Below are 25032 nucleotides of genomic sequence, written 5' to 3'. Positions count from 1 at the left end.
TCACCGGCCCCCGGGACCGGAACATCGTGCTGAACGGCGGGTCAGCGGACGGCCAGGCTGGAGCGGCGCACCACCAGTTCGGGCTGGAGCACGACCCGCCGGTGGTCGTGGGTCCGGTCGGTTCCGACCAGTTCGGTCTCCTCCAGGAGCAGTTCGGCGGCCATGGCGCCCATGGTGACGGCGGGCTGGCGCACCGAGGTGAGGGGAACCGCCGCCGCGGCGGCGAACTCGATGTCGTCGTAGCCGACGATGGCGAGGTCGTCCGGGACGCCGACCCCGGCGGCGTACATGGCCTGCAGGACGCCCAGGGCGAGCAGGTCGTTGGCGCAGAAGACGGCGGTGGGCCGGTCGGCGAGGCCGAGCAGACGGGCGCCGGCGTCACGGCCCGCGGCGACGTCGAGGCGTTCGGTGGGCAGTTCGCGCAGGGCGTCGGGAGGAAGGCCGGCCTCGGCGAGCGCGTCCAGGGCGCCGGTGCGGCGGTCGCGGACCTGGTTGAGGCCGGGCGGACCGCTGACGTAGGCGAGGGAGCGGTGTCCGGCGCCGACGAGGTGGCGCACCGCCAGCGCGCCGCCCGCGACGTCGTCGACGGAGACCGAGCACTCGGTGGTGCCCTCGGCGACCCGGTCGACCAGCACGAAGGGGATGTTGTGGCGCCGGAAGCCCTCGATGTTGCGGCCGGTGGCGTCGGCCGGGGTCAGCAGCACGCCCCGCACCCGCTGTTCGGCGAAGAGCGAGAGGTACTCGGCCTCCTCGCCCGGGCTCTGGGCGCTGTTGCAGACCATCACGCCGAGCCCCGCCTCGCGCGCGGCCCGCTCGGCGCCGCGCGCGACGTCCACGAAGAAGGGGTTGCCCATGTCCAGGACGAGCAGTCCCATGATCCGGCTGCGACCCGCGCGCAGCTGACGCGCGGACTCGCTGCGGACGTAGCCGAGCCGGTCGATCGCCGACCGCACCCGTGCGCGGGTCTCGGCCGCGACGGTGTCCGGGCGGTTGATGACGTTGGAGACCGTGCCCACGGATACTCCGGCGGCGCGGGCGACGTCCTTGATACCCACCGAATGGGCCATCGGGCAGGGACCTCCAGGGTCGGTCTGGGGAGGGGCGGCGGGAGGGCCTCACATTACCCGCGCCGCCGCGGGACGGGCTCCGCCCGGCCGGGGCCGGAGGCCGACGCCGCGCGCACGGCGTCGAACGCGTTCTGCCGCGGGACCGGGCGGGCGACTACCCTGCCATTCGTCCGATGATCACCACGTTCGCCCCGAGGAGCCGCGATGCGTGTCGCCCTGTTCCTGACCTGCGTCAACGACACGCTGTATCCGGACACCGGCCGTGCCGTGGTGAGACTGCTGACCCGGCTGGGCGTCGAGGTCGACTTCCCGGCGGGCCAGACCTGTTGCGGGCAGGCCCACTACAACACGGGGTACCGGTACGAGGCGGAGCCGCTGGCCCGGCGGTTCGCCGGGGTCTTCCGGGACTACGACGCGATCGTGACGCCCTCCGGTTCGTGCGGCGCGATGGTGCGGGAGCTGTATCCGCGCATGGGCGAGCGCGCCCGGGCCGAGGGCCGCGGGGACACCCTGGCCACCACGCTGGCGCCGGTGGTGCCGAAGACGTACGAGCTGACGGAGTTCCTGGTGGACGTGCTGGGGGTGACGGACGTGGGCGCGTACTACCCGCACACGGTCACCTACCACCCGACCTGCCACGGGCTGCGCGGCCTCGGCCTCGGGGACCGGCCGCTCAGGCTGTTGCGGGCCGTGAAGGGGCTGGAGCTGGTGGAGCTGCCGGGGGCGGAGGAGTGCTGCGGCTTCGGCGGCACCTTCGCCGTGAAGAACGCGGACGTGTCCGCGGCGATGGGCGCGGACAAGGTGCGCAACGCCGAGTCGACGGGCGCGGAGGTGCTGTGCGCGGCGGACAACTCCTGTCTGATGCACCTCGGCGGGACCATGGCGCGGCTGCGGACGGGCATGCGGCCGGTGCACATCGCGGAGATCCTGGCGAGCACGGAGGAGGACACGACGGTATGAGCGGGACGTTCGTGGGGATGCCGGCCTTTCCCGAGGCGGCGCGGGCGGCGGTGGGCGATGCGACGTTGCGCGGGAATCTGCGGCACGCGACGCACACGATCCGGGACAAGCGGGCGCGGGCGGTGGCGGAGCTGGAGGACTGGGCGCAGCTGCGCGAGGCCGGCAGGCGGATCAAGGACCACACGCTGCGCCACCTCGACCGCTACCTGGAACAGCTCGAGGATGCGGTCACGGCGGCGGGCGGCACCGTGCACTGGGCCGCCGACGCGGACGAGGCCAACGACATCGTGGCCGACCTGGTGGAGGCCACCGGCGAGAGCGAGGTCGTCAAGGTCAAGTCCATGGCCACCCAGGAGACCGGCCTCAACGAAGCCCTGGAGGCCCGCGGCATCCGCGCCTACGAGACCGACCTCGCCGAACTCATCGTGCAGCTGGGCCAGGACCTGCCCTCGCACATCCTCGTCCCCGCCATCCACCGCAACCGCGGCGAGATCCGCGACATCTTCCGCTCCGAGATGGGCGCCTGGGGCCGCCCCGCACCCGAGAACCTCACCGACACCCCCGCCGAACTCGCCGAAGCCGCCCGGCTGCACCTACGGGAGAAGTTCCTGCGCGCCAAGGTCGCCGTCTCCGGCGCCAACTTCATGATCGCCGAGACCGGCACACTGGTCGTCGTGGAGTCCGAGGGCAACGGCCGCATGTGCCTGACCCTGCCCGAGACACTGATCTCCGTGGCCGGCATCGAGAAGGTGATCCCCACCTGGCGCGACCTCGAGGTCTTCCTCCAGCTCCTGCCCCGCTCCTCCACCGCCGAGCGCATGAACCCGTACACCTCGATGTGGACCGGCACCACCGACGGCGACGGCCCCCGCACCTTCCACCTGGTCCTGCTGGACAACGGCCGCACCGACACCCTCGCCGACGAGGTCGGCCGCCAGGCACTGCGCTGCATCCGCTGCTCGGCCTGCCTCAACGTCTGCCCGGTCTACGAACGCGCCGGCGGCCACGCCTACGGCTCGGTCTACCCCGGCCCCATCGGCGCCATCCTCACCCCCCAGCTGCGCGGCACCACCACCGAACTCGACGCCTCCCTGCCCTACGCCTCCTCCCTGTGCGGCGCCTGCTACGAGGTCTGCCCGGTCGCCATCGACATCCCCGAAGTCCTCGTACACCTACGGGAGAAGGTCGTCCAGGGCGGCCCGGCCGTCCGGCGGGGCAACCGGGTCGTCCTGAAGCCGGCGAAGGGACACGCCGCCGAGCGGGCGGCGATGCGCGCGGCACAGTGGGCGTTCACGCACCCGGGCGCGCTGCGGACCGGGCAGCGGCTGGCGTCGCGCACCCGCCGCCTGCATCCGCGCACGCTTCCGGGCCCGGGCCGGGCGTGGAGCGGCAGCCGGGACCTGCCGGCGGTGCCCGCGGAACCGTTCCGGGACTGGTGGCAGCGCACGCGTGGTGGAAAGGACGGGGCGAAGTGAGCAGCAGGGAACGCGTTCTGGGCCGGATCCGGCGCGCCCTCGCGGACGTGCCGCGCGACGACACGCCGTACGAGGAGGCGGTGGTCCGGGACTACCGGCGGGAACACGGAGAGCGTACGGCCGCGCAGACGGTTGAGCTGCTCGCCGAGAACCTGGCGGACTACCGGGCGATCGTGCACCGTTGCGCGGCCGGTGAGGTGGCGGCGACGGTCGCCGGGCTGCTCGCCGCCCGCGGAGCGAGGACGGTGCTCGTGCCGCCGGGCCTGGATCCGGACTGGCTCACGGGGGCCGGACCGGAGCGGGTGCCGGACCGGCCGGAGAGCACGCCGCACGAACTGGACCGCGTCGACAGCGTGGTCACGGGCTGCGCCGTCGCGATCGCCGAGACCGGCACGATCGTCCTGGACGGCTCCCCCGACCAGGGACGCCGCCGGATCACGCTCGTGCCGGACCACCACGTCTGCGTCGTCCGGGTCCCCGACCAGGTGGTCGCCTCCGTCCCGCAGGCCCTCGGACGTCTGGACCCGGCGCGCCCGTCGACGTGGATCTCCGGCCCGTCGGCGACCAGCGACATCGAACTCGACCGGGTCGAGGGGGTGCACGGTCCGCGCACCCTGGAGGTGGTGCTGGTGACCGGGTGAGGGCGCCGGCCGTCCGGCCGGTCACCCGGTCCCGAGGACGACCGCCGGCAGCGTCTCCCCGACGGTCTCCCGGCGGAGCGGCGACGGTCCGAACGGATGCTCAAGGCCCCCCGGCGGCACTTCGTGGTGGGGGGCCGCCCGGACGGACACGGGCGGCCCCGCCCTCGCCGCCGTACGGGACACCGGCGGGCGGGCGGCGGCGACCACGCTGTGCCGGGTGCGCCGGCTGCCGCCGGTGCGACGCGCCGGGCTCCCTCTAGTCGGCCTTGGCGTACTCCTTCGCCATGGCTCCGGCGAAGTCGTACACCACGCACTGTTCGTCGCCCACGACCCAGGCCTCGTGCCCGGGCGAGCAGACGAAGACGTCGCCGGGACCCACCTCGCTCTCGGTGCCGTCGTCGTCCATGCGGACGCACATGCGTCCCTGGACCACGTAGCAGTTGTGGTGGATCATGCAGCTGTCGGTGCCCGCGATGGGCCCCACGGACTCCGACCAGCGCCAGCCCGGCTCGAAGGTGGCCACGGCGAAGTCGAGCCCTTCCATGTGCACGGCCTCGAGGTGTCCCCGGGGGAAATCGCGCCGCTCGTCCGGCTTGTCGAGCGTCTTGGCCTCGAACATGACGCTCCTCCTTTCCCTGCCCCCAACACTCCATCGTCCCCCTGTCGGCCCGGCGCCGCCATCCGGGCGGCGCGCCCCCGTCAGCGGGTGGTGGCGCACAGGCGGGCGAAGCGGCCGGCGTCGACGTTGCCACCGGAGAGGATCGCGCCGACCCGGCGGGGCAGGGGCCCGGCGCGGCCGGTGAGCAGGGCGGCCAGCGGGGTGGCGCCGCTCGGCTCCAGGACGATCTTCAGCCGCTCGAACGCGAACCGCATGGCGTCGCGGATCTCGTTGTCGGAGACCAGCGCGATCCCGTCGACCAGTCGCCGGTTGAGGGAGAACGTCAGCTCGCCCGGGGTGTGCAGGGCCTGACCGTCGGCGATGGTGCGCGGCACGGGGACGCTGACGCGCCGGCCCGCTTCCAGGGAGCGCTTGGTGTCGTCGCCGGCCTCCGGTTCGACGCCGAGCACCCGGGTGCCGGCGTGCAGGCCCTTGACCGCGGTCGCGCTGCCGGCGATCAGTCCGCCGCCGCCGACCGGGGCGATCAGCGCGTCCAGCTCACCCGTCTCCTCCACCAGTTCGAGGGCGGCGGTGCCCTGCCCCGCGATGACGTGCGGGTGCTCGTAGGGCGGGATCAGGGTGAGGCCCCGTTCGGCGGCGAGGGCCTCGGCGATCGCGACCCGGTCGCCGGTGTAGCGGTCGTAGGTGACGATCTCGGCGCCGTAGCCCGCCGTGGCCTCCCGCTTGGACGGCGGCGCGTCCTCGGGCATGACGATCACGGCGGTGGCGCCGAGTTCACGGGCGGCGAGGGCGACGGCCTGGGCGTGGTTGCCGGACGAGTAGGCGGCGATGCCGCGGGTCAGCTCCTCGGCCGTCAGACGGGAGGCCGCGTTGTAGGCGCCGCGGAACTTGAAGGCGCCCACGCGCTGGAAGTTCTCGCACTTGAGGAAGACCTCGGCGCCGACGAGGGCGTCCAGGGTGCGCGAGCGCAGCACGGGTGTGCGGTGTGCGACGCCGTCCAGGCGGGCGGCGGCGGAGCGGACGTCGTCGAGGGTGACCGGTGGGGTGGTGGTCGTCACGCGTGTCCTCCAGCGGGGTCGGTGGCCGGGGCCGGCCTCGGTACGGACGGCCCCGGGAGAAGTGTCCGGCGCACGGTGTTTGACATCTTCCCACCCTCTGATCATGCTTCTACTAATGAATTAATGAAAGCATGGAAGGTGACGTGGTCGAGTACCGGATCGATCGACAGAGCGGCATCCCGGCCTACGTGCAGATCGTGCGGCAGACCGAGCAGGCACTCCGGATGGGTGTCCTGCGGGTCGGGGACAAGCTCCCGACGGCCAGGGAGGTCGTCGCTGCCACCGCCATCAACCCCAACACCGTGTTCCGGGCCTACCGGGACCTGGAGCAGGCCGGCCTGGTGCGGTCGCGGCGCGGACTCGGGACCTTCGTGACGCGGTCGCTGGCGCGGCCCGGCGCGGAGGACGACTCGCCGCTGCGCGCCGAGCTCACCGAGTGGGTCGCACGGGCCCGGTCGGCCGGGCTGGAACGCGACGACGTGCTGGCGCTGGTCACGGCGGCCCTCGACGAACACGAACACGAGCACGAACAGCACCACGAGCACGACCCGGGCGACCGGGGACAGAAACAGGAGGACGCATGACCGGGCCTGACGAGCCCGCCGCGCTGAGCGCCACGGACCTCGGGTTCCGCTACCGGGCGCGCGGCGACTGGGCCCTGCGGGACTGTGGTTTCACGGTGCCCCGCGGCCGTATCACCGCCCTGGTCGGACGCAACGGCGCGGGCAAGAGCACGCTGCTGCACCTGGCCGGCGGGCTGCTGCGCCCCACCCGGGGCGCGATCCGGGCCCTGGACACCGTCCCGGACACGGCCGGGGCGCGCGCCCGGGTCGCCCTGGTCACCCAGGACAAGCCGCTCTACCCCCGCTTCACCGTGGCCGACACGCTGCGCATGGGCGGCAGGCTCAACTCCGGGTGGGACCCCTCGGTCGCCGAACGGGTCGTCCGCGAGGGCGGCATCGCCCGGACGGCGCGGGTGGGTGAGCTGTCGCCGGGGCAGCGCACCCGGGTGGCGCTCGCCCTGGCCCTCGGCAAGCGGCCCGAACTGCTGCTGCTGGACGAGCCGCTCGCCGACCTCGACCCGGTGGTGCGCGGCGAGATCATGGCGACGCTGATGGCCGAGGCGGCCGAGCGCGAGGTGAGCATCGTGCTGTCCTCGCACGTCCTGCCCGACCTGGAGCAGACCTGCGACTGGGTGGTGCTGCTGCGGGCCGGACGGGTCGCGCTGAGCGAGGACGCCGACGTGCTCCGCGAGGGCCACGCCCTGGTGACCGGGCACATCGACGAGGAGCCCGCGCTGGCCGGGCACGCCGTGGTGCACCGACGGGCGCACGGGCGGCAGCTGACCGCCCTGGTCCGGCGGCAGGGTCCGCTCGGCGGCGACTGGTGCGTGGAACGGCCCGGCCTGGAGGAGATCCTCCTCGGCCATCTGCGGTCCGGCGCCGGGAGCGCGGCCGAGGACACGAAGGAGGCGGCGTGAAGGGCTCGTTGTGGCTGGCGTGGCGTCAGCAGCGGGTGCCGGCCGTCTGCGGTGCCGTCGTCCTGGTGGCCGCCGCCGCGTTCGCCGCGTACTTCCGCTCGGGCATGCTGGACGACCTGCACAGCGGAGTGTTCGACCACTGCGGCCCCGGGCCGCTGTACTGCACCGGGCCGGACGACGGACTGCCCCGGTTCCTGGACGTCGAACCGCTCAAGCTCCTCGGGGCGCTCAACATCGCCCTGCCCGTGCTGATCGGCATGTTCTGGGGAGCTCCGCTGCTGGGGCGGGACCGGGAACTGGGCACCCACCGGCTGGTCCTGTCGCAGGGGGTGAGCCGGACCCAGTGGTTCGCCGCCCGGTTCGCGCTGGCCGTGGGGTGCACCGTGGCCCTGTCCGGCGCCCTGGCCCTGCTGTTCCGGTGGTGGTGGCAGCCGGCCGCCGACCGCAGCTACGGCGTCTTCTGGTACGAGGCCACCGCGCTGACCGGCTCCGGCCCCAGCACGGTCGCCGCCGCGCTGTTCGGCCTGGCCGCCGGCACGCTCGCCGGGCTGCTGGCCCGCCGGGTGCTGTCCGCGACGGCCTGGACGCTGCTCGTCACGGCCGTGGTGGCGGTCCTGGTGCAGTGGACGCACCGGGCCCGGCTGCTGGTGCCGCCCGAGCGGTACGTCAGCCCCGGGTGGCAGCCCAAGCCGCCCATGGGCGACAAGTGGTCCACCGGTCACTACGGCCTCGTCACCGCCTCCGGCGGCCGCGAGGACGTGCTGAACTGCCCCTTCCCCTCCGGGAGCGAGCTGCGCCGGTGCATGACCGAGCACGGCTACGCGGCCCGTTACTACGAGGCCAACCCGGCCGGCGACTACTGGACGTTCCAGTGGGTCGACACGGCCCTCCTCGGCGGCCTCGCCCTCGCGCTCACCGTCGCCGTGGTCCTGTTGCTGCGCCGCCGGGTCTGAGCACTTCCCCCCCCTCACTCCCCCATCCCGCACGGAGGTCGATCCGTCATGCCCAAGGACGCCAAGTCCCCGAGGAAACTGCGCAGCAACCGCGCCGCGCTCACCCACAAGGTCGGCTACGCGCTACGCCACCCCGAACGCCTCGCGCCCTACGTCCGCCGGGCCGGCCGCGACGCCTGGCTGCGGCTCAAGCACCCCGACCACGTCGGCTACTACCGGGCGGTCATGGCCTCCGACACCCGCCGCAGCCCGGAGGCCGCGGTCGGCAGCCGGACCCACGACCGCTGGCTGGCGCTCGGACGGATGCAGTTCGACTACCTGATCGAGCACGGGCTGCGCCCCGGACACCGCATGCTCGACATCGGCTGCGGCAACCTGCGCGGCGGCTGGCGCTTCATCGACCACCTCGACACCGGCCACTACTACGGCATCGACATCTCGCCGGACATACTGATCGCCGCCAAGAGGACGCTCACCGAGCGCGGGCTCCAGGACAAGCTGCCCCACCTGACCATCACCGGCGACCTCACCCTGGACTTCCTGCCCGACGGCCACTTCGACGTCATCCACGCGCACAGCGTCTTCTCCCACTCGCCGCTGAACGTCATCGACGAGTGCCTCGCGCACGTCGGCCGCGTCCTGACGGACACCGGGTTCTTCGACTTCACCTTCGACCGCACGGAGGGCACCGAGCACCAGGTGCTGCGCGAGGACTTCTACTACCGCACCGAGACCCTGCTCGCCCTGGCCCGCGGGCACGGTCTGCACGCGCGGTTCATGGAGGACTGGGAGAAGCGCCCGCACGGCCAGTCGAAGATCCGCGTCAGCCGCTCGTCCCTGCCGGCGTAGCCCGCTCCGCGGCCGTGGGGCCGGACGACGTGTCCGGTTCCCACGGCCGCGGTCCGGTTCCCACGGCCGCGGTCCGGTTCCTACGGCCGCGGGTTGGTGCGACGCCACCCGGGACGTGCGTCCGCGCCGCGCCGGCCGGCCGCGGCGGCGCAGCGGGGGCAGACCCGGCGCACCTCGTCGGCCGCGCCACCGGACTCGGGCAGCACGTCGGCCCAGCCGACGGACGGGAATCGGGACAGCTGCGACCGGTGCAGGGAGAGCCCGCACACCGTCTGGTTCATTCCCTGTTCCCACGCGTGCACCTCACCGGCCGGCAGCCAGCGGTTGTCCTCCGCGTCCCACCAGCGGCCGGATGCCGCCACCTCGTAGCGTCGTGTCCTGGCCATCGTCCCGGCCCGCCGCCTTTCCTCCACCGCGCGCTGTCCCGCCCGGTCCGGGTGCCCCGGGCCGTGGGCGGCCACACGCGCGTACCGCCTCCTGTGTGATCACTCCGCACGTCCTGCCCGTTTCGGCCATTTTGTCTGCATAACATGCGGGGTCCGCGCATCGCGGGCCGGCGCCACCGCGCGACGGGGCCCGGGCGCGGACCGCGCACACCGGCTCTCCTTGACGCGAGGACGCGTGCCGGCGTGCGTGGGGCGGCCGCCCGGGACCCACCCGGTTCCCCCTGCCGCTCGCCCACGGACCGCCCGCCCCGTACGAGAGGACACCAGATGGCGCCCACGGGCCGTCACGGCGCACCGGCCGGGCACGCCTTCTCCCCGCACGACGCCGTGATGGGCGCCGCGGCCCGGCGCCTCGGCCGCCGGCGCTTCCTCACCGTCACCGCGGCGGCCGCCGCGCTCGCCTTCTCCACCAACCTGCCGGCCCGGGGCGCGGTCGCCGCCCGCGAGCGCACCGCCCGGATCACCAAGGACCCCTTCACCCTCGGCGTCGCCTCCGGCGACCCGCTGCCGGATTCGGTGCTGCTGTGGACCCGGCTGGCGCCCGAGCCGTTCCTGGAGGACGGCGGAATGGGCGCGGAGCGGGTCACCGTCGAGTGGGAGGTGGCCCTCGACGACCGCTTCACGGGCGTGCTGTTCCGGGGCACCGCCGACGCCCACGCCGAGTACGCCCACAGCGTGCACGTCGACGTCACGGGCCTGGCGCCGGGCACCGAGTACCACTACCGCTTCCGGACCGGGTCCTGGATCAGCCCGACGGGCCGCACCCGCACCGCGCCCGCGCCGGGCAGCGACGCGGGCGCCCTGAGACTGGCCGCAGTCGCCTGCCAGGCCTACCAGGACGGCTACTACACCGTGCACCGGCACCTCGCCGAGGACGACGTCGACGTCGTCCTCCACCTCGGCGACTACCTCTACGAGTACGCGGTGAACCCGGTGGGCGGGGAGCGCCGCTACACGGACGTCACCCTGCCCGACGTGTTCAACCGCGAGACCATGACCCTCGCCGACTACCGGCTGCGCTACTCGCTCTACAAGAGCGACGAGGACCTCCAGGCCGCGCACCACGCCCATCCCTTCGTCGTCACCTGGGACGACCACGAGACGGAGAACAACTACGCCGGCGGCATCCCGGAGAACGACGTGCCGCAGGCCGAGTTCCTGCTGCGCCGGGCCGCCGCCTACCGCGCGTACTGGGAGAACCAGCCGCTGCGCGCCGCACAGCTGCCCCAGGGCCCGGACGCGCGGCTGTACCGCCGGCTGCACTGGGGCGCGCTCGCCCAGTTCGACCTCCTGGACACCCGCCAGTACCGCTCCGACCAGGCCTACGACGACCGTCCGCACGCCCCCGGGCCCGAGTCCGACGACCCGGCGCGCACCATCACCGGTGCCGCGCAGGAGAGGTGGCTGATCGACGGCTGGCGGGACTCGACGGCACTGTGGAACGTCATGCCGCAGCAGGTCTGCTTCTCCCAGCGCAGGTTCGACGTGACCGCCGACGCCGCGCTCTCCATGGACGCCTGGGACGGCTACCGGGCCTCCCGCGACCGGGTCGTCGCCGGGGCGAAGGCGGCCGGGATCGACAACTGGCTGATCCTCACCGGTGACGTGCACGTGGCGTACGCCTTCGACGTCAAGGACGACTTCGACGACCCCGCCTCCAGGACCCTCGGCACGGAGGTCACCTGCTCCTCCGTCGCCAGCGGCCGGGACGGCGTGGAGCAGCCCGCCAACTGGGACACCTACATGCGGGCCAACCCGCACCTGAAGTTCTACAACGGCAGGCGCGGCTACGTCCGGGCCGAACTCGGCCGCCGGGCGGCCCGCCTGGACTTCAGGACGGTCCCCGCCGTCAGCACGCCCGGCGCGCCCGTCACCACGGCCGCGTCCTTCGTCACCGAGGCGGGCGCCCCGGGGCTGCACCCGGCCTGAGCCGGGCGTGGCGTGCACGCGCGCGTACTGCACTTGGCACCCACCACGCCCCCCATCGCGCGAAGGGCGCGCGTGTCCGGCACCGCCGCGGAGCTTCCCGGCACATCCTGTGACTTCGTCACCTCACCCCGCCACTCACCGTCACCCGCCGTTCCCCGCTGTCTCGCACAGCCCTCGAAGGAGGCACATCGCATGGTCGGCAGACATGCCGCGCGCACCCGCCGCGCCGCCCTGACCGCGTTCGGCGCGCTCGCCCTGACCGCACTCCCCTCGGCCGCTTCGGCCGCGCCGCCGCCCGCGCCCGGGCCGCCGCCCACCGCCGCCCAGACGCTCGGCGCCGACCGACCGCCGGCGCCGGTGCTGCGCGCGATGGAGCGCGACCTTCGGCTGACGCCGGATCAGGCGACGGCCCGGCTGGTCAACGAGGCGGAGGCCGGCACCCGTGCGGGCCGGCTGCGCAACACGCTGGGCGACCGCTTCGCCGGGGCCTGGGTGAGCGGGGCGACCTCCGCCGAACTGACCGTCGCCACCACCGACGCCGCCGACACCGGCGCGATCGAGGCGCAGGGCGCCAAGGCCGCGGTCGTCGAGAAGCCGCTGGCCGAACTCTCCGCGGTCAAGGAGAAGCTGGACGCCGCCGCCGTCCGGACCGGCACCGCCGAGACGCCGGTCTGGTACGTCGACGTGAAGACCAACCGGGTCGTGGTCCAGGCGACCGGCGAGGCGGCCGCGGCGGCCTTCGTCGAGGCCGCCGGCGTCGGGGCCGAGAACGTGGGCGTCCGGGTGTCCGCGAACCGGCCGCGGGTACTGAAGGACCTCGTCGGCGGCGACGCCTACTACATCGACGCCCGGGCCCGCTGCTCCATCGGCTTCTCCGTCACCAAGGGCCGGCAGCAGGGCTTCGCCACGGCCGGTCACTGCGGCGGGCCCGGCGCGAGGACCACCGGGTCCGACCAGAGCGCCCAGGGCACCTTCCAGAGCTCCGTCTTCCCCGGCAAGGACATGGCCTGGGTGGCCGTCAACGCCGACTGGACCGCCACGCCCGACGTCAAGGCCCAGGACGGGCAGAAGGTGCAGATCGCCGGTTCGGTGGAGGCGCTCGTCGGGGCCTCGGTGTGCCGCTCCGGCTCCACCACCGGCTGGCACTGCGGCACGATCCGCCAGCACGACACGAGCGTCAGCTACGCCGAGGGCACCGTCGACGGCGTGACCGAGACCACGGTGTGCGCCGAGCCCGGCGACTCCGGCGGCCCCTTCGTCGCGGGTGCCCAGGCGCAGGGCACCACGTCGGGCGGCTCCGGCGACTGCACCAACGGCGGCACCACGTTCTACCAGCCGGTCAACCCGCTGCTCGGCGACTTCGGCCTCACCCTGAGGACCACGGCCGCCACGGCCCAGACACCCGCGCCGCAGGACGGCGCGGCGGCGGACGCGTGGGCCGCCGGCCGGGTCTACCGGGCCGGGGCCACGGTGTCCTACGCGGGTGTGCGGTACCGGTGCCTGCAGAACCACCAGGCACAGGGTGTCTGGTCGCCGGAGGGCACGCCGGCCCTGTGGCAGCGTGTGTGACGGACCGGGGCGCGCCCGACGGACACGCCCCGGCGCGGGTCGCTCCGTGCCGGGGGCGTGTCCGCTGCCCCCGGCGAGGAGGGCGCAGGCGGCGGCGACGAACGGGTCGCGGGCGCGGAAGCGGCGGGTGCGCACCGCGGCCAGGGCCGTGCCGGTGTCGCGCCGGAAGCCGATGAACGCCTGCCGGCCGAGGGCGGCCCCGCCGTGGAAGTACATCCCCGTCGGTCCGTCGGCCCTTCTTCGGGCGCGGGGTCGGGGGGGGCAGCAGCAGGTGCCCGCCGCCGGAGTGCAGGGCCGGACCGGCGCATTCGCGGCTGCCCCGGAGGACGCCGTCGGGCTCGGCGGGGTCGAGCGCCGCTCCGATGCCGATGGTCTCGCCGACTTCCTCGAGCACCTTGTCCTTGGAAGGCGTCTCACCATCTCCTCTGGTAGCCGATGGCCTTCGCACCCCAGGTGACCAGAAAGTCACGGACCATACCCCCTGCGTAAAAATCACCAGAAGGTATTACTTTCAACAATACGGACCTAGCAGACGCTCGGGCCGGACGCTCAGGACGCGTCGCGGACCACGCGCAGCGTCCGGACCGACGGATCGGCGGCGTCCGGGATCAGGACGCCGTGCTCGGCGCCGCTGCGCAGGTAGTCGAGGACCTCGTCGGTGATGACCTCACCGGGGGCGATCACGGGCACGCCCGGCGGATACGGGCTGATCGTCTCCGCGCAGACGCGCCCGGCGGCCCGCTCGGCCGGAACGTGCTCCGCCTCGGCGAAGAACGCGGCACGCGGCGACATGGCCTGTTCCAGTTCCAGGGCCGGCGGCTCGGGCAGGCGGACGGGCGGCCGGCGCCCGATGGTGCCCGCCCCTTCGACGAGGGCGCGCAGGGCGTCCAGCAGGACCTCCTCCGTGTGGTCGTCGTCGGCGTGGGTGACCGAGGCGCTGATCCGGCAGGTGTCGGAACCGCCGAGGTCCACGTGGCAGTGGTCGCGCACCCATTCGGTCGCCTGCATCCCGCTGATGCCCAGCTCCCGCACGTCGATCACGATCTTCAGGGGGTCGTAGGCGGCGGCGAGCCCCGCGTCGACGACCTCCTGCCCCATGGGACGCAGACCGGGCAGGTCTGCGGCCGCGGCCCGGATCCGCTCCGCGCGGCGCAGGGCGGCGTCCAGCAGGCCGTGGCCCTGTTCGACCATCTGCCGGCGCCAGCCGTCGAGCGTGGCGTACACCAGCGACGAGGCGCTCGTCGTGCCCAGCAGGTCCTCTCGCTGCGCCAGCACCTCGGGCGACACCCGGTCGTACTGGAGGTGGAAGACGGAGCTCTGCTCGATCGCGCCGCCCATCTTGTGGACGCTGGTCACCACCAGGTCGGCCTCGGCGTCCATCCCCCAGGCGGGCAGGTCGGGATGGAACGGCAGATGGGCGCCCCACGCCTCGTCCACGATGAGGGGGACGTCGTACTCGTGGCACACCCGGGCCACGCCGGCGATGTCCGCGCAGGTGCCCCAGTCGGTGGGCGTGATCAGCAACATGCCCTTGGCGTCCGGGTGCTCCTCGAGCTTGCGGCGCACGTCGTCCGGCTCGGGCGGGTGGGCGAGGTGCCGTTCGGCGTCGAACTTCGGGTGCACCCAGACCGGTTGGACGCCGTTGACGACGACCGCGGCGACCACCGCCTTGTGCGCGTTGCGCGACAGCAGCAGCTTCTCGCCGGGACCGGCCACGGCCAGCATGGCGGTCCTGACCGACAGGGAGCTGCCGCAGGTGGAGAAGAAGGCCCGGTCGGCGCCGACGGCGTCCGCCATCAGCTCCTGCGCCTGGCTGAGCACCCCCTGGGACTGGCGGCGGTCGTCGAGCCCGTTGAGGGAGAGGACGTCGGAGCGGAACACGTCCATGCCGACGATCTCGGCGACCCGCGGATCGGCCCCGCGTCCCTGCTTGTGTCCTGGCGGACCGTAGGCGATATCGCCCCGGCGCCGGAAGTCCTGCAGCGCCTCCAGTACGGGCACCCGCGAGTGATCCATCGTTCCTCCCACGTCGGTTCGGGGGCGCCGCCCGTCCGTGGCCCACGGCCTCGCGGCGCATGGGAACGTATTGCACCCGCCCGGCGGCCGAAACCCGGTGCGTGTCACGGCACCCGGACGGTGGCACCCGCACAGCACGGACGGTCCGGAGCACTCGACACGAGGAGGCCGCGTGGCCCGCACACTCGACGACGTCCACGAGGACGTCCGCCAGGAGGTGGCCGGCCGGGCCGGGGCGCTGTGGGACGTCGCGCTGCGGCTGCACGCCGACCCCGAGTACGCCTTCGCCGAACACCGGGCGGCGGCCCTGCTCACGGGCGAACTGGAGGGCGCCGGGTTCGCGGTCGAGCGCGGCACCGCGGGGATGCCGACCGCGTTCGTCGCCCGCTCGGGCGAGGGCCGCCCCGCCGTGGCGCTGCTGCTGGAGTACGACGCCCTGCCCGGCCTCGGCCACGCCTGCGGCCACCACCTCATCGCGGCGGCGGGGCTGGGCGCGGCGCTCGCGCTGCGCGCCGTCCTGGGCGGCTCGGCCGGCTGTGTGATGGCCGTGGGCACGCCCGCCGAGGAGGGCGGGGGCGGGAAGGCCGTCGAGGTGGACGCCGGGGTGTTCGACGGGGTGGACGCGGCCCTGATGTTCCACCCGGGGGTGTACGACTGGCGGCGGGCGCCGCTGACCGCGCAGGTGCAGTACCGGGTGGCCTTCCACGGACGGGCCGCCCACCCGACGGGCAACCCCACCGAGGGCGTCGACGCGCTCGCGGCCCTCGTGGAGCTGTTCAACGTCCTGGCCGTGGTGGGCCGGCGGCTGCCGGAGGCCTCCCACGTGCAGGGCATCGTGACGCACGGAGGCACCGCCACGAACATCGTCCCCGAGTTCGCCGAGGGACTGTTCGGGCTGCGGGCGGCCACCTCACGGGCGCTGGACGAGCTGATCGGGCAGCTGCGCGAGTGCGCGGAGGGTGTCGCCCGGGCGACCGGTACGCGCGCCGAGGTGGAGCGCGCCACGGTCCGCTACGACCACTTCCGGGACAGCGAGGTGCTGTCCGACCGGTTCGCCGGGCACCTGTCCGCGGCGGGGATCACGCTGACGCCCCCGGTGCCGGGCGTGTACCTGGGCTCGTCGGACATCGGCAACGTGAGCACGCGCGTGCCCGCCGTGCACCCCTTCGTCGCGATCATGGGCGAGGACGGTTCCGACCACACCCCCGAGTTCGCCGCGGCCGGCGCGTCCGGCCGGGCCCGCGAGGTCCTGGTCGCCGCGGCGGGGGCGCTGGCGTGCACGGCCGCCGACGTGCTGCTGCGTCCGGACCTGCGGGAGGCGGCCTGGGCGCGGCACCGCGCGGCGCAGGCGGCGGAGGGCTGATCCTCCGCCCGGCCGGACGCGTTCGCTCAGGCTCCCGACGCGTTCGCTCAGGCTCCTTCGGAGCCCTCCTCGCGGGAGCCATCGGCACGGTCCGCGTCCTTCGTCCCGACACCCTCCAGCGGCTCGCCGGCGGTCGTGCCGTGCTTCGTGCGGTAGCCCTCGTCGGCGGTGGCCGTGCCCGGCACCGTGCGTTCGCGGGGGCGGCTCTCGGCGCCCGAGTGCGCTCCCGGTTCGTCACCGCGTGCCCGGGAGTACCGGTCGTCTCGGCGGTCCTCGTGGTTCTTGTCGCCGGTCATCTCCGCACCTCCGGTCGGCGTTCGGGTGGTGCGGGTTCCCTCACGGCGCGAGGGAAAACGACGGTTCCCCCGAGGACGGACGGGAGGTCACGCCTCGTCGTCCTCCCCCGGGAGCACGGTGAGCAGGTCGTCGCGGCCGGCCAGGGCCTCCAGGGACAGCGTGCGGTAGCCGGCCCGGTCGAACAGGACGGTGATGCGGTCGCCGTCCTCGCTCAGCACCGTGCCCTCGCCCCACTCGCCGTGCCGTACCTGGGCGCCGACCGGATAGGCGGAGACCCCGGGGTGGGCGGCGGGCGCCGGCCGCGCTTCCGTCTCCGGCGCCCCGGTCTCCTGCGCGTCGCACACGTCGCAGGCGCCGCACGGGGGCTCGTACTCCTCGCCGAAGTAGCCGAGCAGGAACCGCCGCCTGCAGCTCGTGGTCTCGGCGTAGGCGCGGGCCATGTCGACGCGCGTGCGGTCGGTCCGCCGGTGCGCCTCGGCCGCGTCCTCGGCGAGGCCGGCCGCCGCGTCCGGCGGGGTGCCGGGGTCGGGGCGCACCTCGCCGTCCTCGCCGGTCGCGACGGCTCCGGCCTCCTCCAGCAGGTTGACCGCCACGGTGACGCGGTTGCGCGACAGCCCGGTGTCCCGGCGCAGCCGGTCCAGTCCGGCGGGGTCGTCCCGGTGGTCGTGGACGGCGTCGGCGACGTCGGACAGGGCTTCGTGGCCGGGGGCGCGGGCGGCGAAGTAGGTGCGCATGCCGGTGTCCTCGGGCCGGTAGTGGAGCACGGCGAGGGCGGGCTCGCCGTCCCGGCCGCAGCGGCCGATCTCCTGGTAGTAGGCGTCCGGCGAGCCGGGCAGCGAGGCGTGCAGCACGAACCGCACGTCCTCCTTGTCGATGCCCATGCCGAAGGCCGAGGTCGCCACCACGACGTCGGCGTCACCGGAGAGGAAGGCGTCGTGGATCCGGGCGCGTTCGCTCTTGCGCAGTCCGGCGTGGTAGGCCTCGGCGGCCAGTCCGAGCCGGGCCAGTTCGCCGGCGTAGTACTCGGTGTCCTTGCGGGTCGCCGCGTAGACGATGCCCGGCTTCGGCTCGGCGGCGGCCCGTTCGACGACCGCCCGGCGCCGTTCGTCCTCGTCGAGGAACCGGCGGACCTCCAGCCGGATGTTGGGCCGGTCGAAGCTCGTCACCGTCACCCGCGGCCGGTCCATGCCGAGCCGTTCGACGATCTCCCGGCGCACGGGCGGGGCCGCCGTCGCGGTGAGGGCGAGCACCGGGGGCCGGCCCACCCGCCGCACCGCCTGCTCCAGGCGGAGGTAGTCGGGCCGGAAGTCGTGGCCCCAGGAGGCGACGCACTGGGCCTCGTCGACCACGAAGAGCGCCGGGCCCACCCCGGCCAGCCGCTCCACGACCTCGTCCTTGGCGAGCTGTTCCGGCGACAGGTACAGGAACCGGGCCTCGCCCCGCCGCACCGCGTCCCAGGCGGCCTCGGCCCGGCCGGCGGTGAGGTCGGAGTTGACCGCCACCGCGCCCGGGGCGCGGGCGCCGTCGGGCAGGCCGACGATCTGGTCCCGCTGGAGGGCGAGCAGCGGCGAGACGATCACGACCGGGCCGGACAGCAGCGCGCCGGGGACCTGGTAGACGGCGGACTTGCCGGAGCCGGTGGGCATGACGACGAGGGTGTCCCGGCCGGCCAGGACCGCCCGCATGGCGTGCAGCTGCTCGGGCAGGAGGCTGTCCCAGCCGAACACCTCGGCGGCACAGCGGCGCAGCCGCTCGGCGCCCTCTTCGTCCGCTTCCGTGCCCGTCGGCCGTTTCCCGCCCATGGTGCTCCCTCGCTGCCCGGTACCGCCGAACGGGTACCCGGTCGGGCCGCCGGCAGTGCTCACCGGCCGCTTGCGCCCCTCACGCGCGCCGCAGCCGCCACACGTGGTCGTCGCGGTGGCCCTCGGTGCCCTCGGGCGAGGTGCTCGGCCGGCGGACGGTCTCCCTGGTCCGCACGGTCCACTCGCCGGCCGGCAGCGCGAGCTCGTCGAGGAATCCGTCCAGGGTGGGGAAGACGGCGTCGAAGGGCGGTTCGGTCTGCCACGAGGGCCAGTCGGCGTGCATGACGACCAGCAGAGTGCCACCGTCCGCGACGGCGTTCGCCGCACTGCCGAGGACCGCCCGCTGGTCGAGGGCCACCGGCGACTGGAGGTAGTGGGCGCTCACCAGGTCGAAGGAGCCCTCGGGAAAGGAACGCCCCAGTTCGTGGCGCTCCCAAAGGACGCGGTCGCCGACCCCGGCGTCGGCGGCGTGGACGGCGGCGCGTTCGAGTGCCGTGGCGGAGATGTCCACGCCGGTGACGCGCCAGCCGCGTCCGGCCAGCCACACGGCGTCCGCGCCCTCGCCGCATCCCAGGTCGAGCGCGGTGCCGGGGGCGAGGTCGCCCGCCTCCCGGACCAGGAGCGCGTTCGGGCGGCCGCTCCAGACGCGGTCGGCGTCGCGGTAGCGGGCCTCCCAGAAATCGGCGGCCGGGGCGGGTGCGGGCATGTCGGTCATGCGTGCCTCCTGAGGAACGGACACGGTCGTCTGCTCGGCCGGCCCGTGAGGTGCGCGGCCCGTCCTCGCCAGGTTGCACCCGGTTGCACCTCGACGGCGAACGGCTTTGCCGGAACGGCAAGTGCGCCGTCCTCCTTCGGCCGCGCGCGTCAGTGCAGGGCGGCGGACCCGGTCTCCGAGGAGTCGCCGCCGCGCACCCACACGTTCCGCGCGAAGGGGATGTCGATGCCCGCCTCGTCCAGGGCGTCCTTGACCCGGCGGCGCAGTTCGCGGGTGACGCCCCACTGCTGGAGCGGCGCGGTCCTGGCCGCGACGCGCACCACGACCCCGTCGGGGTCGAGGGACTGCACGCCCCACACCGAGACGTCCTCCAGCAGCAGGTCCGCGAAGTCCGGGTCCTCGCGCAGCGTGCGGCCGGCGTCCTCGAGGACGCGGTAGACCGTGTCGAGGTCCGCGTCGTAGGTCACGGCGACGTCCAGGACGGCGCGGGCCCATTCCTGGCTGTCGTTGCGGACCCGCAGGATCTCGCCGTTGCGGATGTGCCACAGACCGCCGTTGAGGTCGCGCACGTGCGTCAGGCGCAGGCCGACGTGCTCCACCTCTCCGACGGCCTCGCCGAGGTCGACCGAGTCGCCGACGCCGTACTGGTCCTCGATCATGATCAGCAGGCCGGACAGGTAGTCGGCGACCAGGCTCTGCGCGCCGAAGCCGATCGCCAGGCCGACGACGCCGGCGCTGGCCAGCAACGGGCCGAGCGCGATGCCCACCTGGTCGAGCACCATGGCGACGCCGACCATGAACAGCACGATGGTCACGGCGCTGCTGAGCACCGAGCCGATGGTGCGGGCCCGCTGCTCGCGTCGCTGCCGCACCCGCGAGCGGTCGCGGTGCAGTACCGCCGGGCCCCGGCCCGACCAGCGCGAACGGCTCCGTTCGTGCTCGCCCGTCGACGGCTCCAGCACGCGCTGCACGACCCGTGTGATGGCTCGCTTGGCCACCACGCGCACCACCAGCAGGACCACGACGATGAGCGCGATCCGCAGCGGTACTCCGACCAGCGCGGTGGTGTGGTCGCCCACCCAGCCCGACCAGGAGGCCGCCAGGTGCGGTTCCGTGGCCGTGCCGGTGGGTGCGGTTGCGTGCGTCATCGCCTCAAGTGCTCCGTTCCTCGGCGCTGCGTCCCTGCCGTCGGCCCCGCCTACCCACGGGCGGCTCGAACATGGCACGGGGGCACGTCCCGGCCCGCGTGAGGGATTTGCCCCCTTTGCGCCACATGCCCGACGGTCGCGCCATCTTCACGGAGTGCGGGCCCATCACCGGCGCCGCCCCGGGCACCCGGGAGGGAATCGCTCACAGCGGAGGGGGACCTGCGGCGTGGTTACCGTTGCCGTTCTGCTGCTGCCCGGACTCGGGCTGCTGCTGTTCACCATGACGTGGCTGGAGGACAGGATCTTCCGTGACACGGAACCCGCCCGGCACGCCCGGCGCCGACGGCACCTGCGGCTCGTTCCCGGCGGCGGGGCCGGCGCGGGAGCGAGCCGGGGCCGGGTACCGGCCGGGCGGCGCCCGGCCTCAGCGGACCGGGACGCCGCCTGACCCCGGGACCGCCGGCAGGGCGCGCGGGCGCGCCGCGCGCCGCTCGGGCCGCCAGGTGGACACCAGGGCGGCGGCGAGCAGCAGTTCGGCGATGTCACCGCCGTAGTACATGATCTCCGCCCCGCGCCGGACCTGGTCGGCGGGCGCGTGGACGTCGATGAGGAACCCGCCGTACATCGCCTGGGCGACCAGGGCGTGGACGGCGATCGCGATGCCGAGGTACACGAGCCGGGCCGGTACGCCGGGCCGCGCGGGTGCGGGGTCGGGGCCCGCCATGACGTGGGCGAAGAGGCAGCCGGACGCCAGGAAGTGGGCGTTCATCAGCCAGTGTCCGGCCGGGTGGGCCATGGCCGCGTCGTAGAGCGGGGTGAAGTACAGCACGCCCAGGGTGCCGGTGCTCAGCAGGAGCGCGACGGCGGGATGGATGACGAAGCGGGCGGGGCGGCCGTGCAGCAGCGCGCTCGCCCGGCGGGCGTGCGCCGGCGGCAGCGTGCGCAGCATCAGGGTGACCGGCGCGGCGAGGACCAGGAGCAGGGGCGCGTACATGCCGATGAGCATGTGCTGGGCCATGTGCCCCCGGAAGTCGGTGTGCGCGGCCGGTCCCAGCGGCGGCAGCAGGGCGACGGCTAGCAGCGCGGCCCCGCCGAGGAACGACGCCGACCGCCGGCCGCTCCAGCCCCGTGCGGGGTTGCGGCGCCGGGCCCGGTGTGCGGCGAGCAGGTAGGCCGCGGTCACGGCCAGCAGCGGCAGCAGGACGAGCAGGGCCGTGGGGGCGCCCGGCCCGGCGTCACCGGCCGGGGCGTGGTGGTGCGGGGAGTGCGCGTCGCCCGTCGGGCCCATCAGACCCTTCCCCCGGTCCGGTCCGCGCCCCGGGGCGCTTCGGGGCCGAAGGACCGGCCGCCGCGCTGGATCAGGTGGCCGGCGGTCAGGAGCGCGGCGCCGAGGACGAGGAAGCCCGCGTCCCACCATGCCTGGTGGGGGCCGCCGTGGACGTGGTGGATGCCCAGGATCTGATGGTCCAGGAGCCCCTCGACCAGGTTGAACAGGCCCCAGCCCGCCAGGATCCAGCCCCACAGCACCCGTGAGGCCCACACCGCCCGCCGGTCGTGCGTGACCCGGGAGTACAGCAGGGCCAGGCCCAGCAGCACGGAGAGCCAGCACACGGCGTGGAAGACGCCGTCCCACACGGTGTTCATCTCCAGGCCGGAGACGGTGTGCGGGTCGTAGTACCTCACTCCGATGCGGTCGTGGTCGGTGCTGGTGAGCATGTGGTGCCACTGGAGGATCTGGTGGAGCAGGATGCCGTCGACGAAGCCGCCGAGCCCGACCCCGAGGAGGATGCCGGGCGCCCGGATGCTGTGCGGCGTCGTCGTGGCCGCTCGGGCCTCACCTGTCGTACCGGCCATGCCGGTTCTCCGTCCCGTCGGCTGTGCGTTCGGACCTGTACGGTTTCCCCGCCCGGCCGGTCCATGTCACCGCCTGGCGGGATACCGCCGCCGTTTTCCGTCACCCGGGTGACGGGCCCTCACGTCCGCGCCCGCGTCGTAGGGTGAGGACGGACGAGTGATCACCGGCGGGCCGGGACGGCCCGCGGGACCGAGGAGACGCATGGACACCGGGCAGCAGGACGACGCGGACGCGGAGTTCATCACCTTCTGGCAGGAGCGCCGGGTGTGCTTCCTGTCCACGCCCCGCGCCGACGGCGGCCCGCACCTGGTCCCGGTCGGCGTGACGTACGACCACGCGACCCGCACCGCGCGCGTCATCACGAGCCGGGACACCGCCAAGGTGCGCAACGTGGAGCGGGCCGGCCGGGCCACCGTCGCCGTGGGCCAGGTGGACGGCCGGCGCTGGTCCACGCTGGAGGGCGTGGCGACCGTACGGGACGACGCCGACGCGGTCCGGGACGCGGAGACCCGGTACGCGGCCCGCTACCGGCAGCCCCGGGCGAACCCGGCCCGGGTCGTCATCGAGATCGACGTGCGGCGCTTCCTGGGCACGGTGCGGCCCCGCCCGGAGGCACCGGAGCGGTGAGCCGGAGCGGGGCCACGTCTCCGTGGCCCCGCTCCGGCCTCGCGGGCCGCCCTCGGATCACCCCTCGGCGTCGGCGGGGGCCCGGCGGCCGAGCCGCCCCGGCCACCACGCGACGGCGCCGATGTCCCGGGCGAGGGCCGGGACGAGCAGCGAGCGCACCACCAGGGTGTCCAGCAGGACGCCGAAGGCGACGATGAAGGCGATCTGCACCAGGAAGGCCAGCGGGATCACGCCGAGCGCGGCGAAGGTGGCGGCGAGCACGACACCGGCCGAGGTGATCACGCCGCCCGTGGCGGTCAGGCCGCGCAGGATGCCCTGGCGCACCCCGTGACGCAGCGCCTCCTGCCGCACCCGGGACATGAGGAAGATGTTGTAGTCCACGCCGAGGGCGACCAGGAACACGAACCCGTACAGCGGGACGGAGGCGTCCGTGCCGCTGAAGCCGAACACGTGGCGGAAGACCAGGGCGGAGACGCCCAGGGTGGCCAGGAAGTTCAGCGCCACGGTCGCCACCAGCAGCACCGGCATCAGCAGCGAGCGCAGCAGGCCGATCAGGATGACCAGGATGATGGCGAGCACCACGGGCACGATGAGCGTCCGGTCGTGCTCGGCGGTGCGCTGGGTGTCGTACTGCTGGGCGGTGTAGCCGCCGACGAGGGCGTCCGCGCCCGGCACGGCGTGCACCGCGTTCCGCAGGCGGGCCACCGTCTCCTTGGCCGCGTCGCTGTCCGCCGGCGCCCGCAGGGTCGCGTCGATGCGCACCCGTCCGTCGACCACCTTCGGGACGCCGCCGCCGGGCCGGCCCGACGCGGTCACCGCGGCGGCGGAGGCGACGCCGCGCGTGCCCCGGGCCGCCGCGAGGACGGGGGCGGTCCGGTCCGCGTCCGCGATGATCACGGCGGGGTTGCCGGAGCCTCCCGGGAAGTGCCGGGCCAGGGTCTCCTGGGCGGCGACGGACGGGGCGTCGTCGACGAAGATCTCGTCCAGCGGCACGCCCTTCGACTCCAGGGTCGGCCAGAAGGCGGCGCAGGCGAGCAGTCCGGCGAGGCAGACCGCCCAGATGCGGCGCGGCGCGCGGTCCACCAGCCCGGCGACGCGGTGCCACAGGCGGTGTCCGGCCTCCGGGTCGTCGGCCCGGACGGGCTTGGCGGGCCAGTAGGCGGCACGGCCGAGCAGGACCAGGACGGCGGGCAGGAAGGTGAGGGTGCTCAGGACGGCGCAGGCGATGCCGATGGCGCCGACCGGTCCGAGCGCGCGGTTGTTGGTCAGGTCGCTGAGCAGCAGGGCCAGCAGGCCCAGGGCGACGGTCGCCGCGCTGGCGACGACGGCTCCCCATGACGCGCGCAGCGCGGCACGCGCGGCGGCGAAGCGGTCCGGGTGCCGGGGCAGTTCCTCGCGGAAGCGGGCGGTGAGCAGCAGTGCGTAGTCGGTCGCGGCGCCGATGACGAGGATGGAGAGGATGCCCTGGACCTGCCCGTCGACGCGCACGACGTCGCGTTCGGCGAGCGCGTAGACGATCGCGCAGGCCAGTCCCAGCGCGAAGACGGCGCCGAGGATGATCACCAGGGGCAGCAGGACGCTGCGGTAGACGAGCAGCAGGATGACGAGCACCGTGATCAGGGCGACGCCGAGGAGCAGTCCGTCGATGCCCGAGAAGGCGTCGGAGAGGTCGGCCTGGGTGGCCGCCGGGCCGGCCAGCTGCGCCCGGGTGCCCGGGACCTGCTCCGCGGCCTCGCGGATGTGCCCGAGGACGTCGGGCAGGCGTTCGCCGAGACCGGGTTCGACCTGGACGACGGCCTGGAGGGCCTCGCCGTCGCCGGAGGGCAGCGCGGGCGTCGCGGGACCGACGGTCCCGGGCTCGCCTTCGAGGCCCGCGACCGAACGGGTGGCGTCCGCCCGGCGGTCGGCGACGTCACCGCCGTCGTCCGCGGTCCACACGACGATCACCGGCAGGGTCTCGTCCTGCTGGAAGGCCTTCTGGGCGTCGATGACCCGGGTGGACTCGGCGCTGCGGGGCAGGAAGGCGGCCTGGTCGTTGGTGGCGACCTCGCCCAGTTTCCCGGCGTACGGGCCGAGCGCACCGCCGATGCCGAGCCAGACCAGGAGGAGGACGACGGGGACGAGCCACCGGGCTCGTGAGGTGCGGGGCATCGGTCTGCGGGT

General features: G+C 74.4%; 24 protein-coding genes and 1 pseudogene. 12 read left to right on the top strand and 13 right to left on the bottom strand.

The genetic code is table 11. The annotated features are described in order from the left end of the window. Window positions 1–41 precede the first annotated feature (41 nt). A complete protein-coding gene (locus ACZ4V6_RS24945) occupies window positions 42–1067 on the bottom strand; it encodes a LacI family DNA-binding transcriptional regulator (RefSeq protein WP_467831269.1) in 1026 nt (341 codons plus the stop codon). 204 nt (window positions 1068–1271) lie between these two features. Here ACZ4V6_RS24945 and ACZ4V6_RS24940 point away from each other — a divergent pair, with 204 nt between their 5' ends. From ACZ4V6_RS24940 to ACZ4V6_RS24930, 3 genes are read left to right on the top strand one after another with little or no spacing between them, the layout of a single operon-like run. Continuing rightward, window positions 1272–2027 (top strand): (Fe-S)-binding protein, encoded by a 756-nt coding sequence (locus tag ACZ4V6_RS24940; RefSeq protein WP_467831266.1) that lies wholly within the window; start codon window positions 1272–1274, stop codon window positions 2025–2027. Then, a complete protein-coding gene (locus ACZ4V6_RS24935) occupies window positions 2024–3502 on the top strand; it encodes a lactate utilization protein B (RefSeq protein WP_467831263.1) in 1479 nt (492 codons plus the stop codon). Before ACZ4V6_RS24940 ends, ACZ4V6_RS24935 begins: the two co-directional genes overlap by 4 nt. Beyond that, window positions 3499–4143 (top strand): LutC/YkgG family protein, encoded by a 645-nt coding sequence (locus ACZ4V6_RS24930; RefSeq protein WP_467831260.1) that lies wholly within the window; start codon window positions 3499–3501, stop codon window positions 4141–4143. The genes ACZ4V6_RS24935 and ACZ4V6_RS24930 overlap by 4 nt, the downstream gene beginning before the upstream one ends. A gap of 256 nt (window positions 4144–4399) precedes the next feature. Here ACZ4V6_RS24930 and ACZ4V6_RS24925 read toward each other — a convergent pair whose 3' ends face one another. After that, window positions 4400–4762, bottom strand: coding sequence for a cupin domain-containing protein (locus tag ACZ4V6_RS24925; protein WP_225632802.1), 363 nt, complete (start codon window positions 4760–4762; stop codon window positions 4400–4402). An 80-nt stretch (window positions 4763–4842) separates the two neighbouring features. Continuing rightward, a complete protein-coding gene (locus ACZ4V6_RS24920) occupies window positions 4843–5820 on the bottom strand; it encodes a pyridoxal-phosphate dependent enzyme (protein WP_467831257.1) in 978 nt (325 codons plus the stop codon). Between the two features lie 131 nt (window positions 5821–5951). Here ACZ4V6_RS24920 and ACZ4V6_RS24915 point away from each other — a divergent pair, with 131 nt between their 5' ends. The 4 genes from ACZ4V6_RS24915 to ACZ4V6_RS24900 are packed head-to-tail and all read left to right on the top strand — an operon-like array spanning window position 5952 to window position 9102. After that, entirely contained in the window at window positions 5952–6404 is a 453-nt protein-coding gene (locus tag ACZ4V6_RS24915; protein WP_467831255.1) for a GntR family transcriptional regulator, read from the top strand. After that, entirely contained in the window at window positions 6401–7300 is a 900-nt protein-coding gene (locus tag ACZ4V6_RS24910) for an ATP-binding cassette domain-containing protein (protein ID WP_467831252.1), read from the top strand. Before ACZ4V6_RS24915 ends, ACZ4V6_RS24910 begins: the two co-directional genes overlap by 4 nt. After that, window positions 7297–8253, top strand: a complete 957-nt coding sequence (locus ACZ4V6_RS24905) for a transporter (protein ID WP_467831249.1) — start codon at window positions 7297–7299, stop codon at window positions 8251–8253. The genes ACZ4V6_RS24910 and ACZ4V6_RS24905 overlap by 4 nt, the downstream gene beginning before the upstream one ends. Window positions 8254–8301: 48 nt before the next feature. Then, a complete protein-coding gene (locus ACZ4V6_RS24900) occupies window positions 8302–9102 on the top strand; it encodes a class I SAM-dependent DNA methyltransferase (protein WP_467831247.1) in 801 nt (266 codons plus the stop codon). A gap of 80 nt (window positions 9103–9182) precedes the next feature. Here ACZ4V6_RS24900 and ACZ4V6_RS24895 read toward each other — a convergent pair whose 3' ends face one another. After that, window positions 9183–9488 carry a hypothetical protein gene (locus tag ACZ4V6_RS24895; protein ID WP_161163525.1) on the bottom strand — a complete coding sequence of 102 codons (306 nt, stop codon included), beginning with the start codon at window positions 9486–9488 and terminating at the stop codon, window positions 9183–9185. A 327-nt stretch (window positions 9489–9815) separates the two neighbouring features. On the opposite strand from ACZ4V6_RS24895, the gene ACZ4V6_RS24890 reads away from it, so the two are divergent. Then, on the top strand, window positions 9816–11477 hold the full coding sequence (locus ACZ4V6_RS24890; protein WP_467831244.1) for an alkaline phosphatase D family protein: 1662 nt from the start codon (window positions 9816–9818) through the stop codon (window positions 11475–11477). Between the two features lie 192 nt (window positions 11478–11669). Continuing rightward, window positions 11670–13046 carry an alpha-lytic protease prodomain-containing protein gene (locus ACZ4V6_RS24885; RefSeq protein WP_467831241.1) on the top strand — a complete coding sequence of 459 codons (1377 nt, stop codon included), beginning with the start codon at window positions 11670–11672 and terminating at the stop codon, window positions 13044–13046. 72 nt (window positions 13047–13118) lie between these two features. On the opposite strand, the pseudogene ACZ4V6_RS24880 reads toward ACZ4V6_RS24885, so the two are convergent. Both ACZ4V6_RS24880 and ACZ4V6_RS24875 read right to left on the bottom strand, forming a co-directional pair. Next, window positions 13119–13262: pseudogene (locus ACZ4V6_RS24880) on the bottom strand (penicillin-binding protein); the annotation flags it as partial. A 333-nt stretch (window positions 13263–13595) separates the two neighbouring features. Continuing rightward, window positions 13596–15062, bottom strand: coding sequence for an aminotransferase class I/II-fold pyridoxal phosphate-dependent enzyme (locus tag ACZ4V6_RS24875; protein WP_467831238.1), 1467 nt, complete (start codon window positions 15060–15062; stop codon window positions 13596–13598). A 172-nt stretch (window positions 15063–15234) separates the two neighbouring features. Here ACZ4V6_RS24875 and ACZ4V6_RS24870 point away from each other — a divergent pair, with 172 nt between their 5' ends. Next, on the top strand, window positions 15235–16425 hold the full coding sequence (locus tag ACZ4V6_RS24870; protein ID WP_467831236.1) for an amidohydrolase: 1191 nt from the start codon (window positions 15235–15237) through the stop codon (window positions 16423–16425). A 47-nt stretch (window positions 16426–16472) separates the two neighbouring features. On the opposite strand, the gene ACZ4V6_RS24865 is transcribed toward ACZ4V6_RS24870, so the two are convergent. The 4 genes from ACZ4V6_RS24865 to ACZ4V6_RS24850 all read right to left on the bottom strand — a co-directional run bounded on the left by ACZ4V6_RS24865 (window position 16473) and on the right by ACZ4V6_RS24850 (window position 20387). Beyond that, the gene (locus tag ACZ4V6_RS24865; protein ID WP_467831233.1) at window positions 16473–16721 is read right to left on the bottom strand and encodes a hypothetical protein; all 249 of its coding nucleotides are present in this window, start codon (window positions 16719–16721) and stop codon (window positions 16473–16475) included. Window positions 16722–16808: 87 nt separating this feature from the next. Then, window positions 16809–18524 (bottom strand): RecQ family ATP-dependent DNA helicase, encoded by a 1716-nt coding sequence (locus ACZ4V6_RS24860; protein WP_467831230.1) that lies wholly within the window; start codon window positions 18522–18524, stop codon window positions 16809–16811. 79 nt (window positions 18525–18603) lie between these two features. Further along, window positions 18604–19239 carry a class I SAM-dependent methyltransferase gene (locus ACZ4V6_RS24855; protein ID WP_467831227.1) on the bottom strand — a complete coding sequence of 212 codons (636 nt, stop codon included), beginning with the start codon at window positions 19237–19239 and terminating at the stop codon, window positions 18604–18606. 149 nt (window positions 19240–19388) lie between these two features. Beyond that, window positions 19389–20387, bottom strand: coding sequence for a mechanosensitive ion channel family protein (locus ACZ4V6_RS24850; RefSeq protein ID WP_467831225.1), 999 nt, complete (start codon window positions 20385–20387; stop codon window positions 19389–19391). A 226-nt stretch (window positions 20388–20613) separates the two neighbouring features. Between ACZ4V6_RS24850 and ACZ4V6_RS24845 the strand changes: the two genes are divergently transcribed. After that, complete coding sequence (locus tag ACZ4V6_RS24845; protein WP_467831222.1) at window positions 20614–20835, top strand: hypothetical protein; 222 nt, start codon at window positions 20614–20616, stop codon at window positions 20833–20835. Here the strand turns inward: ACZ4V6_RS24845 and ACZ4V6_RS24840 are convergent. Both ACZ4V6_RS24840 and ACZ4V6_RS24835 read right to left on the bottom strand, forming a co-directional pair. Then, window positions 20812–21675 (bottom strand): cytochrome c oxidase assembly protein, encoded by an 864-nt coding sequence (locus ACZ4V6_RS24840; RefSeq protein WP_467831219.1) that lies wholly within the window; start codon window positions 21673–21675, stop codon window positions 20812–20814. The two genes, ACZ4V6_RS24845 and ACZ4V6_RS24840, sit on opposite strands and share 24 nt — an antisense overlap. After that, on the bottom strand, window positions 21675–22241 hold the full coding sequence (locus tag ACZ4V6_RS24835) for a DUF2243 domain-containing protein (protein WP_467831216.1): 567 nt from the start codon (window positions 22239–22241) through the stop codon (window positions 21675–21677). Before ACZ4V6_RS24835 ends, ACZ4V6_RS24840 begins: the two co-directional genes overlap by 1 nt. Window positions 22242–22443: 202 nt before the next feature. Between ACZ4V6_RS24835 and ACZ4V6_RS24830 the strand changes: the two genes are divergently transcribed. After that, on the top strand, window positions 22444–22869 hold the full coding sequence (locus tag ACZ4V6_RS24830) for a PPOX class F420-dependent oxidoreductase (RefSeq protein ID WP_467831214.1): 426 nt from the start codon (window positions 22444–22446) through the stop codon (window positions 22867–22869). A 57-nt stretch (window positions 22870–22926) separates the two neighbouring features. On the opposite strand, the gene ACZ4V6_RS24825 is transcribed toward ACZ4V6_RS24830, so the two are convergent. Further along, the gene (locus ACZ4V6_RS24825) at window positions 22927–25020 is read right to left on the bottom strand and encodes an MMPL family transporter (protein ID WP_467831212.1); all 2094 of its coding nucleotides are present in this window, start codon (window positions 25018–25020) and stop codon (window positions 22927–22929) included. Window positions 25021–25032: the final 12 nt, after the last annotated feature.

Source organism: Streptomyces sp. NPDC029152, assembly GCF_055564355.1.
This window is presented reverse-complemented; position numbering and strand designations above follow the sequence as displayed.